At 44.4% G+C, this 17,433-nt stretch carries 19 protein-coding genes and 2 tRNA genes; 19 read left to right on the top strand and 2 right to left on the bottom strand.

Translation table 11 applies throughout. The annotated features are described in order from the left end of the window. Positions 1–22 precede the first annotated feature (22 nt). The 11 genes from ruvB (at position 23) to nadA (ending at position 8,371) form a co-directional block, all read left to right on the top strand. Positions 23–1,042 carry a Holliday junction branch migration DNA helicase RuvB gene (gene ruvB, locus ACI882_RS09105; RefSeq protein WP_411745723.1) on the top strand — a complete coding sequence of 340 codons (1,020 nt, stop codon included), beginning with the start codon at positions 23–25 and terminating at the stop codon, positions 1,040–1,042. 137 nt (positions 1,043–1,179) lie between these two features. Further along, entirely contained in the window at positions 1,180–1,884 is a 705-nt protein-coding gene (tolQ, locus tag ACI882_RS09100; RefSeq protein WP_411745722.1) for a protein TolQ, read from the top strand. Positions 1,885–1,886: 2 nt separating this feature from the next. Then, positions 1,887–2,312 carry a protein TolR gene (gene tolR / locus ACI882_RS09095; protein WP_411745721.1) on the top strand — a complete coding sequence of 142 codons (426 nt, stop codon included), beginning with the start codon at positions 1,887–1,889 and terminating at the stop codon, positions 2,310–2,312. Beyond that, complete coding sequence (gene tolA, locus ACI882_RS09090) at positions 2,305–3,162, top strand: cell envelope integrity protein TolA (protein WP_411745720.1); 858 nt, start codon at positions 2,305–2,307, stop codon at positions 3,160–3,162. The genes tolR and tolA overlap by 8 nt, the downstream gene beginning before the upstream one ends. Continuing rightward, positions 3,159–4,463 (top strand): Tol-Pal system beta propeller repeat protein TolB, encoded by a 1,305-nt coding sequence (tolB, locus tag ACI882_RS09085; protein WP_411746925.1) that lies wholly within the window; start codon positions 3,159–3,161, stop codon positions 4,461–4,463. The genes tolA and tolB overlap by 4 nt, the downstream gene beginning before the upstream one ends. 87 nt (positions 4,464–4,550) lie before the next feature. Next, positions 4,551–5,120 (top strand): peptidoglycan-associated lipoprotein Pal, encoded by a 570-nt coding sequence (gene pal, locus ACI882_RS09080; RefSeq protein WP_411745500.1) that lies wholly within the window; start codon positions 4,551–4,553, stop codon positions 5,118–5,120. Positions 5,121–5,188: 68 nt separating this feature from the next. Further along, entirely contained in the window at positions 5,189–5,911 is a 723-nt protein-coding gene (gene ybgF / locus ACI882_RS09075; protein WP_411745499.1) for a tol-pal system protein YbgF, read from the top strand. A gap of 284 nt (positions 5,912–6,195) precedes the next feature. Further along, the gene (gene queC, locus ACI882_RS09070; RefSeq protein ID WP_411745498.1) at positions 6,196–6,873 is read left to right on the top strand and encodes a 7-cyano-7-deazaguanine synthase QueC; all 678 of its coding nucleotides are present in this window, start codon (positions 6,196–6,198) and stop codon (positions 6,871–6,873) included. 140 nt (positions 6,874–7,013) lie between these two features. Next, positions 7,014–7,089 (top strand) — tRNA-Lys (locus ACI882_RS09065). 75 nt (positions 7,090–7,164) lie between these two features. Then, positions 7,165–7,240 (top strand) — tRNA-Lys (locus ACI882_RS09060). Between the two features lie 78 nt (positions 7,241–7,318). After that, positions 7,319–8,371 carry a quinolinate synthase NadA gene (gene nadA, locus ACI882_RS09055; protein WP_411745497.1) on the top strand — a complete coding sequence of 351 codons (1,053 nt, stop codon included), beginning with the start codon at positions 7,319–7,321 and terminating at the stop codon, positions 8,369–8,371. On the opposite strand, the gene ACI882_RS09050 is transcribed toward nadA, so the two are convergent. Continuing rightward, on the bottom strand, positions 8,353–9,669 hold the full coding sequence (locus ACI882_RS09050) for a M48 family metallopeptidase (RefSeq protein WP_411745496.1): 1,317 nt from the start codon (positions 9,667–9,669) through the stop codon (positions 8,353–8,355). The genes nadA and ACI882_RS09050 overlap by 19 nt on opposite strands. A gap of 107 nt (positions 9,670–9,776) precedes the next feature. On the opposite strand from ACI882_RS09050, the gene ACI882_RS09045 reads away from it, so the two are divergent. Further along, a complete protein-coding gene (locus ACI882_RS09045; RefSeq protein WP_411745495.1) occupies positions 9,777–10,019 on the top strand; it encodes a sulfurtransferase TusA family protein in 243 nt (80 codons plus the stop codon). A gap of 1 nt (position 10,020) precedes the next feature. Further along, positions 10,021–11,112 carry an AI-2E family transporter gene (locus ACI882_RS09040; protein WP_411745494.1) on the top strand — a complete coding sequence of 364 codons (1,092 nt, stop codon included), beginning with the start codon at positions 10,021–10,023 and terminating at the stop codon, positions 11,110–11,112. Here the strand turns inward: ACI882_RS09040 and ACI882_RS09035 are convergent. Then, a complete protein-coding gene (locus tag ACI882_RS09035) occupies positions 11,109–11,594 on the bottom strand; it encodes a peroxiredoxin (RefSeq protein ID WP_411745493.1) in 486 nt (161 codons plus the stop codon). The genes ACI882_RS09040 and ACI882_RS09035 overlap by 4 nt on opposite strands. 150 nt (positions 11,595–11,744) lie before the next feature. On the opposite strand from ACI882_RS09035, the gene dapA reads away from it, so the two are divergent. From dapA to ACI882_RS09005, 6 genes are all read left to right on the top strand, one after another. Further along, positions 11,745–12,620 (top strand): 4-hydroxy-tetrahydrodipicolinate synthase, encoded by an 876-nt coding sequence (gene dapA, locus ACI882_RS09030; protein ID WP_411746770.1) that lies wholly within the window; start codon positions 11,745–11,747, stop codon positions 12,618–12,620. A 4-nt stretch (positions 12,621–12,624) separates the two neighbouring features. Next, positions 12,625–13,188, top strand: a complete 564-nt coding sequence (locus ACI882_RS09025) for a hypothetical protein (protein ID WP_411745633.1) — start codon at positions 12,625–12,627, stop codon at positions 13,186–13,188. Positions 13,189–13,193: 5 nt separating this feature from the next. Then, positions 13,194–13,961: an MBL fold metallo-hydrolase gene (locus tag ACI882_RS09020; protein WP_411745632.1), complete on the top strand. Its 768-nt coding sequence runs from the start codon at positions 13,194–13,196 to the stop codon at positions 13,959–13,961. 58 nt (positions 13,962–14,019) lie between these two features. Continuing rightward, positions 14,020–14,730, top strand: coding sequence for a phosphoribosylaminoimidazolesuccinocarboxamide synthase (gene purC / locus ACI882_RS09015; RefSeq protein WP_411745631.1), 711 nt, complete (start codon positions 14,020–14,022; stop codon positions 14,728–14,730). Between the two features lie 84 nt (positions 14,731–14,814). Then, positions 14,815–15,645 carry a hypothetical protein gene (locus ACI882_RS09010; RefSeq protein ID WP_411745630.1) on the top strand — a complete coding sequence of 277 codons (831 nt, stop codon included), beginning with the start codon at positions 14,815–14,817 and terminating at the stop codon, positions 15,643–15,645. 100 nt (positions 15,646–15,745) lie between these two features. Further along, positions 15,746–17,353 (top strand): NAD(P)/FAD-dependent oxidoreductase, encoded by a 1,608-nt coding sequence (locus ACI882_RS09005; RefSeq protein WP_411745629.1) that lies wholly within the window; start codon positions 15,746–15,748, stop codon positions 17,351–17,353. Positions 17,354–17,433: the final 80 nt, after the last annotated feature.

Raw genomic sequence — 17,433 nt, 5'->3', positions numbered from 1 at the left:
CCAAGTTTTTAAGTGAGAGAAGATGATAGAAACTGATCGCTTTATCAGCCCTGTAGAGGAAAGTCCGAGAGAAACCAATCAAGATCGCGCGATTCGTCCAGATACGCTCGCAGACTACATTGGCCAGGCAGCCGTGCGTGAGAAAATGGAGATATTCTTAAGTGCCGCTAAAAAGCGAGAAGAGCCCCTTGATCACACCTTAATATTTGGCCCTCCCGGCCTTGGTAAAACAACGTTAGCCAATATTATTGCTAATGAAATGGGTGTGAATATCAAAACCACCTCGGGCCCCGTATTGGAAAAAGCAGGTGATTTAGCCGCCATGCTGACAAATTTGGAGGAAGGGGATGTACTGTTTATCGATGAAATTCATCGGCTTTCGGCGCATATAGAAGAAATTTTGTACCCAGCGATGGAAGACTATCAATTGGACATCATGATCGGTGAAGGGCCCGCAGCGCGCAGCATTAAATTAGACTTGCCACCGTTTACCTTGGTGGGCGCCACAACGCGAGCTGGGTTGTTGACTTCACCATTGCGTGATCGTTTCGGTATTGTCGAGCGACTAGAGTTTTATTCAGTAGCCGACTTAACTACCATTGTGATGCGATCGGCAGAGAAAACCGATATTGAAATTGATCAGCCAGGCGCGCGCGAAATTGCTAGACGTTCACGTGGCACACCACGAATTGCGAATCGGTTGTTGCGCCGTGTGCGTGATTTCGCCGAAGTCCGACATGAAGGTTTTGTTACCGAGGCCATAGCCGATGGCGCTCTTAACTTACTAAATGTTGATCGGGCTGGGTTCGACCAACTAGATAGACGGGTGCTATTAGCCTTAATAGAAAAGTTTGGTGGAGGCCCCGCGGGTGTTGAAAACATTGCAACGGCACTCAGCGAAGAGCGCGATACTATCGAAGACGTCGTAGAACCTTATTTAATTCAACAGGGCTATTTAATGCGCACCCCCCGCGGCCGCATTGTAACCGATCTTGCCTACCTGCATTTTGATCTAAAACCTCCCCATCAAAGTAGCCAGTAAAGCTCCTAATCTAGCCTTTGTTGAAACCCTTGGTTTGCAAAGGCTTAGAAAATTATTCACCTTCACGCACTAAGTAGCTGGAATTAGTTGGCGAACTTCTTTAGCCTAAGACCATTATTCATAGTAAGGAAAATCTTGTGGGCGAAACGTTGTCTTACTGGCATTTAATTGCCAATGCCTCTTTATTGGTTAAATTAGTAATGCTCGTATTGGTTGGCCTGTCTATTTCAACATGGGTCTTTGTCTTTGAGCGCCGGAAAGTGATGAAGGCAGCTGCGACGAGGTTTGCTGAGTTCGAAGAGCGGTTTTGGTCAGGCATTGATCTGGCGCACCTATATCGCCAAGTAAATGCAAACCCAGATGAGCTCAACGGTGGTGAAATTCTCTTTCGAGCCGGGTTTAAAGAATTCTCAAGGTTACGCGCACAAAATGTGACCGACTCTGACGCCATAATGGCAGGTTGTCAGCGAGCAATGCGAGTCGCCTTAAGTAAAGAGGCCGAACGCCTCGATGCTCACTTATCCTTTCTAGCGACCGTCGGCTCTACAAGTCCGTATATCGGTTTGTTTGGGACCGTATGGGGCATTATGAATTCCTTTTTAGGCTTGGCGTCGGTAGCGCAGGTTTCACTTGCCACGGTAGCCCCAGGCATTGCTGAAGCTTTGATCGCTACGGCAATGGGTTTGTTCGCCGCCATTCCTGCCGTAATTGCCTACAATAACTTTTCTGCACGCGCCGACAAAATGCTCGGAAACTTGGATATCTTCGCCGAAGAGTTTGCCGCGATATTGCACCGTCAAACGCATATTTTGGCCAACCAAACTAAAAAGCAAGGTGCGTAATCATGCTGCTTCGTAAACGCCGTAAACCGGTCGCAGAAATGAACGTAGTGCCTTACATCGACGTAATGTTGGTGTTGCTTATTATTTTTATGGTGACCGCGCCCATGCTCATTCAAGGTGTTGAGGTCGATGTGCCTAAAGTGTCTTCGTCGCCTTTGACTATTGATGAAAAAGAACAGCACCTTATTATTGCCTTGACTAAAGAAGGTCAGGCATTGATCGAGCGTGGTGATGAAGAACCAGCTAAGGTCGATGACGCAGGCGTTGCTAATTATGTTTCTGGCATTCGCAAGCAGCAGCCTGGGCTACAAGTTTTGTTGCGAGCCGATTCTTCAGTGCCTTACGGTCGAGTCATGACGGTTATGTCGAGTTTGCAAGCAGCGGGTATGGAGTCAGTTGGTTTGATAACAGAGGCGCCCAATGAGTGAACAATGGGTTGATCCATTTAAAGGGTTTAGTGTTCCTATTGTACTGGCGATAACCGTACATATCGTTGTTGCTGTTATAGTGTTTAGCTCGTGGAGTTTTTCGTCAAATAAACCAAAAGCCTTTGAAATACCCAATTCTATCCGTGCGGAAGTAGTGACGATCGCGAAACCTGAACCCAAGCCTGTCGCTAGGCCAAAGCCAGCACCCGTGACCAAGCCAGCTCCAAAGCCTGTCGAAAAACCGAAGCCAAAACCAGCTCCTGTGGTTAAGCCAAAAGAAACGGTGGTTAAACAACCAGAAGTAACCGTACCTAAGGAACTAACTTCAAAGCCAGAACCGGTTAAAGCAGAGCCCGCAGTCGTAACACCAGGTCCAGAAGAAATTGCCAAGGCTGCTGCCAAAGCCGCAGCAGATCAAGCAGCACAAGAAGCGGCATTGTTTGATGACTTTTTAGCAGATTTAGATGCTGAAGATGCCAAAATTGTCGATAAGTTAGCCGAATTAGACGCGCAAAAAATCCGCGCAGAGCAAATTGGCTTGGAAATTGATAACTATACGGCTGCCATTACCCAGCAAATATCACAACGCTGGTCTCGACCGGCCGAATTAAGATTGAAAGATTTAACCGACTTAGAAGCTAAGGTTTCAGTACAGCTTTTACCAACAGGTGAATTAGCCGCGGTGACTTTAGTTGAAAGCAGTGGCATGGCGACCTATGATCAATCTGTCCTTAGGGCAATTGAGCGCGTTCGTCGATTCAATGTGCCAGATGACCCAACGGTATTCGAAGCCGGTGGTTTCCGAAGCCTTATTATTACTTTTATACCAGAGGATTTAATTGCGCCATGAATGTTAGACGCCTAGTGTCGACTTTAAGTGTGTTCTTTTTAATGACCCTAATGCTGCCAGCCTATGGTGATTTAGAAATTGTGGTTACAAAGGGCTATGACACCAAAACACGCATAGCCGTGGTGCCGTTCTTTTGGTCTGGTTCAACAGTGTTGCCAGAGAGAATCGAAAACACCCTAACAAATAATTTTGTGCGCACAGGCCGATTTGAGCCGCTAGCGCCAAGCGAAATGTTAAGCCAGCCGTCAACAGAAGAGGGTGTGTTTTTTCGTGATTGGCAGTTGTTAGGTCAAGAGTATTTAGTCATTGGCACTTTAGAACCATTGCAGGCTAACCAGGTTAAAGTGCAAGTTGCCTTATATGATGTGGTGAAACAAACACGCATGGTGCGAGTGACTCAAAATATAGGCATTTATCAGTTACGTGAATTCTCCCACTCAATCTCCGATTTGTTCTACGAGCGCATTACCGGGGTAAAAGGTATCTTTTCAACCAAAATAGCCTTCGTGACCCGTAAAGCATTAGGGGAGGACGAGTTTGACTATCGTTTGCAAGTTGCCGATGCCGATGGGCAGCGAGCGCGAACCATCTATAAATCAAGAGAGCCAATCATTTCAGTCGCTTGGGCTCACGATGGTAAAAAGATAGCTTTCGCCAACAAAGTAGGTGATCGCTGGAAAATATTTATTCAAGAGCTGGCAAGTGGCCAAGTTCGTTCAATTTCGGATGCTCAAGGTTATACTAGTGCGCCAGCCTTTTCGCCTGACGGCAGATATTTGGCCTATGTGTCGAGCAATAAGAATAGTCCTGAAATCTATTTATACGATTTTCAATCAGGAAAATCGGAGCGAATCACCAGAAATAGCTATATAGATACCGAGCCTAGCTTCTCTCCAGACGCAAAATCGCTTGTTTTTACCTCAGAAAAGGGAGGTAGACCACAAATTTACAGATATGACCTTGCCAGCAAGCGTTCAGAGCGATTAACATTCGAGGGATCACAAAATTTGCGTGCTCGTTATAGCACCGATGGGAAGTATTTAGTTTTTGTTCATCAGTTTGAAGGTCGTTTTCACATAGCCGCTATGGATTTAGCGACTCGTGACATACGAATCTTAACTCAGACGAACTTAGATGAATCTCCTTCGATTGCTCCAAACGGTACGATGTTGGTTTATGCAACCCAAAGAGATTCTCGAGGCGTTCTTGCTTGGGTTTCACTCGATGGTCAAGTAACCAACCAAATGAGGTCTGATTTTGGCGATGTATTGGAGCCCGCGTGGTCTCCGTACTTGAACTAAGTTTAAAAGCAGTTCAAGATAGACAAGTCGGCCGAACTTAGAATAAAGTTAACGGACAAACAATAAATCAGAAGATGGGATAGTAAAATGGCTAAATCCAAATTATTTACTGCTGCAGTATTCTCTTCAGCTCTTGTACTAGTCGCCTGTGGCGGTAACACACAAGACGAAGATACATCAAACACAACTGAATCAACAGGCACTGCGACAGTAGAGCCAGTTGTTGAGCTAGTCGTAGATGAAGAAATTGTTCTAGATATTGAACAAGTTGAATCTGACGCGATGGTTGAAGTTGACGACATGGTAAGCGACATCGATCAAGCATTGCTTGACCAGACGTTGGTTTTCTTCGATTTCGATAAATCATCTATCCGTCAAGATTTCATCATGATGTTAGATGCACATGCGATGTTCTTAATGAACAACCCTAACCAAAACGTTGTTCTTGAAGGTCATGCTGATGAGCGTGGAACTCGTGAATACAACTTAGGTTTAGGTGAAAATCGTTCTAAGCAAGTTGCAACATACCTACAGTTGAAGGGTGTTTCTGCTGCTCAAATCGACGTAGTAAGCTACGGTGAAGAGAAGCCGTTATCTTTAGGTAAAACTGAAGCTAACTATGCTGAGAACCGTCGAGTTCAAATCGTATACAAGTAAGCTGAGCTAATATGCATCTAATGTATAAGATAATAAGTGCTGCCCTTTTGGGCGGCACTTTTTCGTTTATGACAGCCCCAGTTTATGCGGCGGTGCCTGTTGTACAGTCCCAAGCAGATCATGTCGCTCGGAGTACTGACGCAGTCCCGTTGAATCGCCAAGCCCCTACGGCTACGGCGGATAATGCTGTGCTTGAGTCACTGCTGTTCCAATTACAAGATTTACAATCGCTTGTCGCAGAACAGCGCGGCATCATCGAAGAACTTCATTATCAAGTTCAGGTGTTGCAGCAAGAGCAGAAAGAGCGTTACGTTGATCTAGATCGCCGTATCATGTCATTGCAGGAGCAAGTAGCTTCTCGGCCGACTGGAGCTGAAACACGCTTAGAGAGCGCTACATCAAACGAGGCACTATCCGATGAGGATATCCTGGCGCAATATAATCAAGCAAAAGATTTAATGCGCGAGCGAGACTTCGATAAAGCAATCGCACAGCTATCTGTGTTTACGAAGCAATACCCTGAGCATCCATTAACGCCAAACTCCTGGTATTGGATTGGTGAAATATATTTAGTGCAACGCGATACCACCGGTGCGCAAAAAGCATTCGAACGAATTGTCAGTGATTATAGTGATCACGACAAAATGCCAGACTCGCTTTATAAGCTGGGTGTTATTGCTCAACAAGCCAGCAATGCAGCCTCTGCAGAACAGTATTTTAATCGAGTGATCAAAGAGTTTCCTGGTACACAAAGTGCCAAACTAGCGACTGCACGGCTAAACGCCCAATAAAAAAGCCACATGGAGGCCACTGCTGTTTGATAGTTTAAAGCGGCCCATTGCTTGGAATTCGGTGTTTGAAACATGGATGTTTAAATCAAGCCCTCATGGACGAGTTTATGGTGACCGAAATTGCAAGCGGTGGGCCGCTGAACCCCGTCTAAAGTATGATATTTATGGGACAGCAGTGACATGAAGGTGGTTTTTTGTCTTAATGTTATGCCGTTTCGTTCATTTTATTTCTTACCTTGTCGATATCACTTAAAATACCCTTCAAATTTAATTAGGTAATCCAGATGAAACGTAAAGCAGTCGTTCTATTAAGCGGCGGGCTCGACTCGACCACTGTCATCGCCAAAACTCAGGCAGATGGCTATGAGGTGTTCGCGTTGAGCTTCGACTATGGTCAGCGACATGATTCAGAGCTAGAGGCGGCAAAAAGAGTTGCTGCTCAATTCGCTGTAACCGAACATAAAATTGTACCGATGAATTTACGCAGTATCGGCGGATCAGCTTTAACGGACGATAGTATCGAGGTACCTGAAGAAGAGACAGAGGGTATCCCCGCAACCTATGTGCCTGCGCGCAACACGGTTTTTCTATCTATTGCGCTGGGTTGGGCTGAAGTGCTTGATGCCGACGCTATTTGTATAGGCGTCAGTTCGGTTGACTATTCTGGCTATCCAGATTGTCGTCCGGAATACATTTCGGCTTTTGAGACTTTGGCAAATTTGGCTACAAAACGTGGTGTAGAAGGTAAGTCAATGAAAATAATCACACCATTAATGGAGTTAAGTAAGGCGCAAACGATTGAATTGGGGCACAGCTTAGGTGTTGATTATTCTGTGACGGTGAGCTGTTACCAGGCCAATGATGAAGGTGAGGCTTGTGGAAAGTGCGATTCTTGCCGCTTACGCATCAAAGGTTTTGAAGATGCAGGCATTGCAGATCCAACTCGTTATTTTACGGTTTGAGCTACATTACATGGGGGCTGTAGCCGATTATTGATTGGAAATTCCTTTTAATATCTTTAAAAAACAACGACTTGGACAATTTTTTTTCATTAAAGTCTTGCGTTAGCAGGAAATTTCAATATTATATGCGCCTCTTTCGGGGGTCGTTAGCTCAGTTGGTAGAGCAGTTGGCTTTTAACCAATTGGTCGTGCGTTCGAGTCGCACACGACCCACCACTTAAGAAATTGAATGTAAGTGGTTGATTTTACTTGAAATTGTGGATTTCGCTTTGTAAAATACCGACAAGAAAAGGGTCGTTAGCTCAGTTGGTAGAGCAGTTGGCTTTTAACCAATTGGTCGTGCGTTCGAGTCGCACACGACCCACCAACTTTTAAAGAAAGGAGAGCCTAGCTCTCCTTTTTTGTGCCTGTTAGAATAACCTAATCTACCCACCTATCGAGTCATATGAAAACTTTAAACCAATTATCCGACCTCATTGTTAATTTTGACGTACCCGTTGCCCAGCGTACCTCTGAGTTAAGTCATCAGGAAGTTGAGCGTTTAAACGAAGAAATCATAGATCGTTTGAAAGCACAGAATGCGGTGTTAGTGGCTCATTATTATACAGACCCGTTAGTTCAAGCCTTGGCTGAGAAATCAGGCGGTTTTATTGGTGATTCGCTAGAGATGGCGCGTTATGGTCGTGACGTTAAAGCCGATACAGTCATGGTCGCCGGTGTTAAATTTATGGGCGAAACGTCCAAAATACTCAGCCCAGAAAAACGCATTCTAATGCCAACCTTAGAAGCGACCTGTTCACTTGATCTTGGCTGCCCAATTGAAGAGTTCAGCGCCTTTTGTGATGAACACCCCGATCGCACAGTTGTGGTGTATGCCAACACCTCAGCGGCCGTTAAGGCTCGTGCAGATTGGGTCGTGACCTCCAGTATTGCATTAGATATCGTTGATCACCTTGATCGACAAGGTGAAAAAATCCTTTGGGCACCCGATCAGCATTTGGGCGGCTATGTTCAAAAGAAAACCGGGGCCGACATGTTGCTTTGGAATGGCAGCTGTATTGTTCACGAAGAGTTTAAAGCTCAAGGCTTGCTTGAGATGAAGGCGATGTACCCAGATGCAGCGATATTGGTGCATCCTGAATCGCCAGATGCCGTCATTGAAATCGCAGACGTTGTCGGCTCAACAACACAACTATTAGAAGCCTCGGCAACCTTGCCTAACCCTCAATTCATTGTGGCGACAGATCGCGGTATTTTTTATAAAATGCAGCAACGTTCACCAAAGAAGTCGTTTATAGAGGCGCCAACAGGTGGCTCTGGAGCGCAATGTCGCAGCTGTGCTCATTGCCCTTGGATGGCCATGAACGACTTAGAACGCATCAAAGCAGAGCTAGATGCGCCTAACAATGAAGTGTTTGTGTCAGCTGAATTAATTAAGAAAGCCGCAATCCCTTTGAATCGAATGCTCGACTTTGCAAGTCAACGCAAACGATCATAAAGCTCATTCAGTTGCAGCAATTGGCTCTTTAAACGGGCCAATTGATTCGTATTATGTTCCTTCCCTAAGGCATTTCGCAGTAGAGCGAGTGCCTTTTCTTCCTGACCCGATTGCCAATAGTAAGTTGCCTGCCATTGGGCTGCTGCTGTCGGCTGGCAGAGAGCACTTGCTTGTGCCACGGTTTCTAGCGCATCTAAACTGAGAGGGCTGTTGAGGATGTCTTTTGGCATGGTTTGCCAAAGATCGCAGCTTGAATCATGCTTCAACATCAGTGCAACACGAAGGGCTGTTAGCCAGCCAGGGTAGAAGCTCGGATGTTGATCAACGAGTGTTGTCAATTCGGTTAATAATTGGCTATCAGAGCTTGAATTCTGATAGCGATGTAGACTCAGTGCGTATGTATAGTGGGGGTCGTTTGTTAGTGCAAAAGGCGGTAAAGGCGCTTGATTGTCTATGGCATCTGACCACTGCTGGAGTTGAAGGCCGGTTTTATTTTGATCGTGGTCTAACACTAACAGATTGATTAGATCAAAAACGCCAGGCAATGAAGATCGGTTAGCGTCATTTGAATATGAACCAAGCTTAGCTGAACGAGTCGACCCTAATGGATGCGACCGTAAAAACTCAGTTTGAGTGTTCGCAAAAGTTTGTTGGTCCAATCGGGCAAAGAAGTGACGGCCAGCTTGGCTGTTATAACCCTGCTGCTTAAGAAGATCTTGACCAAACTGATCAGCTTCTAGCTCCATCGCTTGGCTAAAACTGAGGTTTTGTTGGCTTGCCGCTGCAAATGAACTCAACAAGGTAGCATTGGCTGCTTCGGGGTTATCATTGGCCAATAGCATTGATAAAACGATACCTGAGACAATAATCCAGCCTTTCTGAGCACGGTCGGCGCTTAAGCGCGTAAAGTGGTTTAATGAAATGTGTCCCATCTCATGAGCCAATACCGATAAAAACTCGTCTTCAGTCTGTGCGAAGCGCCAAAGCCCTGTGTGTATGCCAATCAGGTTGCCTGGTAAAGCAAAGGCATTTATGGTGCTGTTATTGATGAGAATCGGTTGAGGAGCCTGAGCAATGCGCAATTCACTGATTTGAAATTGCTGAATTTTTTGCGTTAACCAATAATGCGCCCAGTAGTTGTTTTTAATACTGCCTTTGGAGTTTAATTGGCGAACCGCATAATCGCGAAAGGTATCTGAGTCTTTCTGTGTCCAGTCTAGTGGTTGGTCACCGAAGTCCCCCCAAGCATTGATGCTTAAGCAAGTAAAAAGCAGGGCGGAAAATAACCGTACCAACATATATAGTGCCTTGTTTGTGAATGCGCGAAGTAAAATCTATTTATAGATTGGTTACATGTGCGACAATAATAACTAAACTTCCTAGAATAGACATTTGAGGCTTGTAATTGAGTTGTAAAACAACCCCGGACCAAACACTTGATGCGAGAGGGCTGCGTTGCCCACTACCTTTGTTAAAGCTTAAGCAAAGCTTGTCGAGTCTAGTGGTTGGTGACTGTATTGAAGTGTTGGCGACCGATGCCGGTGCAATGCGAGATATCCCCGCATTTATTAAGTTAACAGCCCATACTTTGCACGAGCATCAAGCGCGAGATAATGAATACTATTTTTTGATTGAAAAGGGTCAATGATTTGAAGCTCTATCGTGTAGTTACTGATTTCTTCCATCGCTACTTTTCCGATGAGGAAGCCGTCATACTGTTTTTCTTATTTTTGATCTTCTTTTTCTTACTTTATTGGTTCGGAAAAATACTAACGCCAATGTTCGCAGCCGTGATCATTGCTTATTTGTTATCACCACTAATCGATAAAATAGAGCGTTTTAAAATACCTCATTCAATTGCAGTGACGTTGGTTTTTCTCTGTTTCTTTGGCTTGGTGACAGTATCTTTGTTGATCCTTATCCCTTCGTTAGTGCGCCAAGTGAGTAGTTTGGTAGCAGACGTGCCACGTATGATGGGCTTGTTACAAACTGAAATAGCAAGCTTACCAATGCGCTTCCCAGATTTGTTTTCTGATGAAGTTGTTGGTCAGTGGGTTACAAGCTTTGATCTGAAGAAAGTGGGGCAGCAGTTATCGCTCTGGCTGCCAGATGTCCTGAGCTTCTCGTTATATACGATACCAAGCCTAATTTCATTTTTAGTTTACGCGATTGTCGTACCTTTGATGGTGTTCTTTTTGCTCAAAGATAGAGAGCAGTTGTGGGGCAGTTTTAAAAACATATTGCCGGAACGGCGCCGATTAATGAATCAAATTGCATCTGAAATGAACATACAGATTGCAAACTACATACGCGGTAAAGCGGTAGAGATTCTTATTGTCGGCGGGGTATCCTATATCACCTTGCAGATTCTCGGTCTGGAATATGCAGCGTTGCTAGCCGTACTAATCGGTCTATCTGTACTAGTGCCCTATATTGGAGCAATATTTGTCACCATTCCCGTTTTTGCGGCGGGTGTACTGCAATGGGGCTTTACGCCAGATTTATACAGCGTGCTGATAGCCTATTTAATTATTCAAATGCTCGATGGTAACGTGTTAGTTCCATTGCTGTTCTCAGAGGCCGTAAACTTGCACCCAGTCGCCATCATTGTCGCGGTGATTATTTTTGGTGGCGTTTGGGGTTTTTGGGGGGTGTTCTTTGCCATTCCATTGGCAACCTTAGTTAAGGCTATTTTTAATGCATGGCCTAAGCATCAGGAGCTTGAAAATACAGGGGCTTAGTTAGTCCCTGTGCGTTTACCTTCTTCTGCTTCTATTACAGCAATAACCTTGTGAACGTGTTCTCTGACCTCAATATCACGCCATGCTTTTTCAAGAGTGCCTTGGTCGTTTATAAGGAAGGTACTGCGGCTGACACTTAATATTTGGGTGCCAAAGAGCTCTTTTTCACGCAATACACCGAATAAATCACATAATTTACCATCGTGATCGGAAATTAATTCAAACGGTAGAGATTGTTGCTCTTTGAACGCCTCATGGGTTTCGAGAGTGTCGCGGCTAACACCAAAGACTAAGATATTTTTCGCCTTAAAACGCGGGTAGTTCGCCGCAAAATCTTGATTTTCAATAGTGCAGCCGGGCGTATTGTCTTTCGGGTAGAAGTACAATAAAACACGATATCCGCGTAGTGCTCGCAATTGAATGTTTTTGTGACTCGTTGCTGGAACGATGAAGTCGGGTATTACTTGTCCTTCCTGAACCATGCCTTCCTCCGTTTGGATCAGATTATTTGAAAATATTGATCAAGGATTAATCAGTATGGCTCAATATTTTCGTTTTGCCAGTTTTCTCGCTTGTACTGACTTAAACCCCTCAGTACCATTGGCATAATTCTATAAAAGAGTAGCAAGATTATGATAACTGGCAGCTTGGTTGCAATTGTGACGCCTATGAACCCAGATGGGAGCGTTGCATGGCAGAGTTTCGAAGATTTGATTGAGTTTCATATAGAAAATGGTACAGCAGCAATCGTCGTTGTCGGTACCACAGGCGAATCATCGACACTTGACATGAAAGAGCACGAAGAAGCCATTCGTTTTACCGTCGATAAATGCCAATCACGCATCCCAGTGATAGCAGGTACTGGCGGCAACTCGACCCGTGAAGCGATTCATCTGACTCAAGCTGCAAAAGATGCCGGAGCGGATGCTGCACTTATCGTTACGCCTTATTATAATAAGCCGTCTCAAGAAGGATTATATCAGCACTACAAAACCATCGCTGAAACCGTTGATATCCCTCAAATTCTGTATAATGTACCAGGGCGAACAGCGGTAGATCTACTGCCAGAAACGACGCTACGTTTAGCCAGTATTAAAAACATTGTAGGTATCAAAGAAGCAACGGGTGAAATGGAACGAGCTATATTCTATAAAACTCACTTGCCAGCCGATTTCGCGCTGTACAGTGGCGATGATTCAACCGCACTGGAATTCATGTTGGCTGGTTGGCACGGTGACATTTCAGTGACCGCTAACGTCTCACCAAAAGCAATGGCCAGTATGTGCAAAGCAGCACTAGAAGGCGATAAAGTCCTTGCTGAGCGTTTAAATGAGAGCCTAATGCCGTTACATAAAGATTTGTTTGTTGATTCGAATCCAGTACCCGTCAAATGGGCTTTGAATATCATGGGTCTTATTCCTTCAGGTATTCGCTTACCCTTAGTACCCTTAGATGAATCGCATCATGAAACTGTCACAAAAGCATTAATGGAATCTGGAATACTCTAATTAAATGAAATCATTCAAAGTAGGTGCAATCTCACTCTTTATAAGTCTGATAGTTGCTTGTGGCTCAAACCCAACAATCGTCGAATACGATGCGAGCATAGCAAGTAAAGATGATCATTTACCCTTGCCAGCAGATGCGCCAGCGTCGGTAGAGTTGACCGAGATTAACGTAGCTCGTCTAACCGTCGATATTAGCGCCGAAGAAGATTCGGCCTTACGAACTTCCTTTACTGTTGAAGAAATAGTTAACAGCTTGGGTCAAAAAACCTTAAAACTTAACCGCAATACGGCTACGAGTTGGGAGCTTGTTGACCAAGCGCTTAATGACCAAGGCATTCAAACCAGTGATCGCAACCGCTCAGAATACCGATTTGAGCTCGGCGGAACTAAGGCTGGAAAAGGTTTTTTTAAACGTTTGTTTACGAAGAAAACAGAGCCTTTGTCTTTAGTCTTGATTCCTAGTGGACAGTATACGGTGTTAAGCCTTGAATCGGCCGATGATGCCATACCCGAAGCTAGCGAAGTAGAAAGAGTTTTTTCTGCGTTATTAGATCAATGGGCAGAGTAAGCTAAATGATAAGAGTTGCCTCTTTAGGTAGCGGCAGTAAAGGCAACGCCACGCTAATACAGGCTAATGCGACTACGCTTTTGATCGATTGTGGTTTTGGTTTAAAGGACGTAGAGCAACGGCTTGCAGTCAAAGGTGTATCCCCTGGAGATCTTAGTGCCATTTTTGTGACTCACGAACATGGTGATCACCTTAAAGGTGCGCCTATGCTGGCGAATAAGTACAGCATCCCTTTATGGGCAAGCGCGGGCACTGCTCGTTTTTTCAAGCGAGATGTGCCTACGCATCAGGTACTTAACCCTCATGAAAAGTACACTATCGGCGATATTAGCGTTGAACCCGTGACCGTACCTCATGATGCTACCGAACCCACTCAATTTGTGTTCCATGCATCAGGTGTTCGCGTGGGCTTACTAACAGACCTAGGCTCAATTACCGAGCATGTTAAAGAAGTCTATAAACACTGCAACTTGTTAATGCTAGAATGCAACCATGACCCGCAAATGCTGTTAGATGGCCCTTACCCTTACAGTTTAAAAAAGCGAGTCGGTGGTGATTATGGCCATTTGAGTAATCAACAAGCGGTAGAGTTGCTAAACAGTGTCGATAAAGACATGTTGTCGCAGGTATTAATTTCTCACATTAGCGAGCAGAATAATGATGAACAACTTGCTATAAATGCGGTAGAGGCAGCGCTGGTCAATCAAAATGTCTCAGTGTTGATGTTAACTCAGGCCGACGGTTGTGATTGGCTTGATGTCACCAAAGAATGAATTATCGCAGTGGAGTCGTTCACTGCGACATGTTTAAACCCTAACGAGGTCTTTCCAGATGGAAAAAACAGGCGTTTTATACGCAGGCAAAGCTAAAACAGTACACACGACCGCTGATGAAAATCTTATGGTTCTTGAGTTTCGAAACGATACCTCAGCCTTTGATGGAGAGCGAATTGAGCAACTCGACAACAAAGGCCGTGTTAACAACTTATTTAATGCCTACGTCATGGAAAAGCTACAAAATGCCGGAATAGAGACGCATTTTGTGAAGTTGCTCTCAGACCATGAATCTTTAGTGCGTAACCTTAAGATGATGCCGGTAGAGTGCGTTGTTCGTAACCGAGCTGCAGGCAGTTTAGTGCGTCGTTTAGGTGTCGAAGAAGGGTTAGAGGTTAATCCACCTATTTTTGAGTTTTTCTTAAAAAACGATGCTTTGCATGACCCAATGATCAATGACTATCATATCGAAACATTTGGTTGGGCGAACAAAGACCAAATAGCGCAAATGAAAGAATTAACCTTTAAGGTGAATACTGTTTTAAAAGATTTATTCGCCGCAGGAAATATGATCTTAGTCGATTACAAGCTAGAGTTTGGTGTTTTCGAAGGTCGAGTGGTGCTAGGTGATGAATTTTCGCCAGACGGCTGCCGACTATGGGATGCCCAAACCCTAGAAAAACTTGATAAAGACCGTTTTCGACAGGGTTTAGGCGGCGTTGTAGAGAGTTACATTGAAGTTGCACGTCGTATAGGTCTAACTATTTAGGCTATAATGAAAGACAAAATTGCACTGTCCGCAAATAGCTTCTACATTGTTAGCGTTTGTCGTCACTTAATTGAGGAATAAATAATGAAAAAATTGTTAATTACTGCAGCAATCGCCGCGACAGTACCTATGGCTTCTGCGAAAGTATTAATTAATATCGATGGCGGTGTTGGTTATAACATCAACTCTCTAGGTTCTGGAAGTAACTTGGCGAATGATATGTTCGTACTTGATAGTAAAACCGGCGCCACTGGTGTTAGTCCATCTTATGGTCTAAACATGGATGCAAACAATGGCTTTTATGGTTGGGCATCAATATCATTACCAGTACTTCCTGATGTAAAGTTAAAGTATGAAAGCTTGGTGATTGAAGGTAAAAATAACCTAACAATCGACGAAGTTGTTTATGGACAGACGTTCGAAATGAATGGTGATGTTGAGTCTAAGTTAGATTTATCCCATTTAGATATGGCGCTTACTTTTGGTTTACCGCTTCCAGTTGTTGATATCGATTTTGGTTTGAATATTCGTTCAATGATGGGTGGCTTTAGTGCTACAGGTCAGTTAGCAGGAAATGAGAAAAAAGTTGATGCTCCTTTCCAAATAGGCTCTACGCCACTTATCGTACCTATGGGTTACCTTAGTGTAGGCGGTACTATTCCTGGCGTTGGCGTTAAAGTATCTGGTGAACTTGCCACATTACCACTAGGTGACACTAAGATTTCTGATTGGAACATCAAAGGCACTTGGTATGCACCATTACCAACTAATATGTTGGTTAAGTTTGGTCTTGAAGGCGGTTTCCGTAGCTTCAACATGACCATCGGTGATTCTACATTAGGCGCAGATACTTCTGACTTCGCTTCTGAAGTTGGCGTTAATGGCTTCTTCTTAGGTGCAACTGCACACTTCTAAGTTGAACCACCAGTGACTAAAAAGCGATTCTGTTGAATCGCTTTTTTTATCTCTAAAACTTTATTTAACCTCAATATTTTACTCTATCAGGATTTCCACCATGATTCGTTTATCTAACATTAAGCTGCCTCTTGACCATACAGATACCGCGCTCGAACAAGCAGTTTTAGATACGTTGGGAATCGATAAATCTGATTTGCTAGAGCTTAATGTATTTCGTCGAGGTTATGATGCACGTAAAAAGACAAATATTTGGTTAATTTATACCTTAGATGTAGACACCAAACTAAATGACCTATTGCTTGATAAGTTTGCCGACAATAATCAAATTAAAGCAACACCCGATTTAAACTATCATTATGTAGCCAACGCGCCGATCGATTTAAAAGAGCGGCCAATCATTATAGGTTTTGGACCTTGTGGCTTACTCGCCGCATTAACACTTGCACAAATGGGTTATAAGCCAATCGTGCTTGAACGCGGTAAAGAAGTGCGAGAACGAACCAAAGATACCTTTGGTTTTTGGCGCAAAAAAGAGCTTAATACCGAATCAAATGTACAGTTTGGTGAAGGTGGCGCAGGCACTTTTTCTGACGGCAAGTTATATAGCCAAGTCAAAGACCCAAAGCAATATGGGCGTAAAGTGTTGACTGAATTTGTCTCCGCAGGCGCACCAGAAGAAATTATGTATGTCAGCAAGCCTCACATTGGCACCTTTCGATTGGTCACCATGGTCGAACAAATGCGCGCAACCATTCTTGAGCTAGGCGGAGAGATTCGTTTTAGCGCACGCGTTGATGATATTGAAATAAATGACGGGCAAATTACCGGCGTAACACTTGCAAGTGGCGAGCAACTGAAGTCTAAGCACATTGGTTTAGCCGTTGGCCACAGTGCCCGCGACACCTTTGAGATGCTGCATGAAAAGGGTGTTTATATTGAAGCCAAACCCTTCTCCGTAGGCTTCCGTATAGAACATGAACAGTCAATGATCGATAAAGCCCGCTTTGGTCCCAATGCTGGCAACAAAATACTAGGCGCAGCCGATTACAAACTGGTTCACCATTGTAAAAATGGCCGCTCAGTTTACAGCTTTTGCATGTGCCCAGGTGGCACAGTGGTCGCCGCTACTTCAGAAGAAAACCGAGTTGTCACCAATGGCATGAGCCAGTATTCACGCAATGAGCGCAACGCCAACAGCGCCATAGTAGTTGGTATTGATCCATCCGATTACCCAGGCGGACCGTTAGCCGGTATAGAGTTCCAACGCCAACTTGAGAGTCACGCATACACCATGGGCGGTAGCAACTACGATGCACCCGCACAAAAGGTGGGTGACTTTTTAAAGGGAAAATCTTCACAGGCCGTAGGGCAAGTTAAACCTTCCTTTAAACCGGGCATTAAACTCACCGACTTAGCGGATGCGTTACCAAGTTTTTGTATTGATGCCATTAGAGAAGCGATTCCCGCGTTCAACAAAAAAATACACGGTTTTGCTTTAGAAGATGCGCTGTTAACCGGCGTCGAAACACGCACATCCGCTCCAATCAGCATTAAGCGTAATGATGTGTACCAAAGCATTAATACAAAAGGCTTATTCCCAGCAGGGGAAGGCGCAGGTTACGCCGGCGGTATTATGTCAGCGGCTATTGATGGGATAAAAATTGCTGAAGCGATGGCGTTGAGTATCAACGAAACGACCGGTTAAGAACTTGAACCATTTAATTCTATGCCGGCGTAATATACTGAGTAAAGCGGCCAGTATTTTATTCGAAAGCTGCCTGAAAG

Source organism: Reinekea sp., from assembly GCF_046710285.1.
GTDB lineage: Bacteria > Pseudomonadota > Gammaproteobacteria > Pseudomonadales > Natronospirillaceae > Reinekea.
The sequence above is the reverse complement of the archived record's forward strand: the minus strand, read 5'-3'. Positions and strand labels throughout refer to the sequence as shown.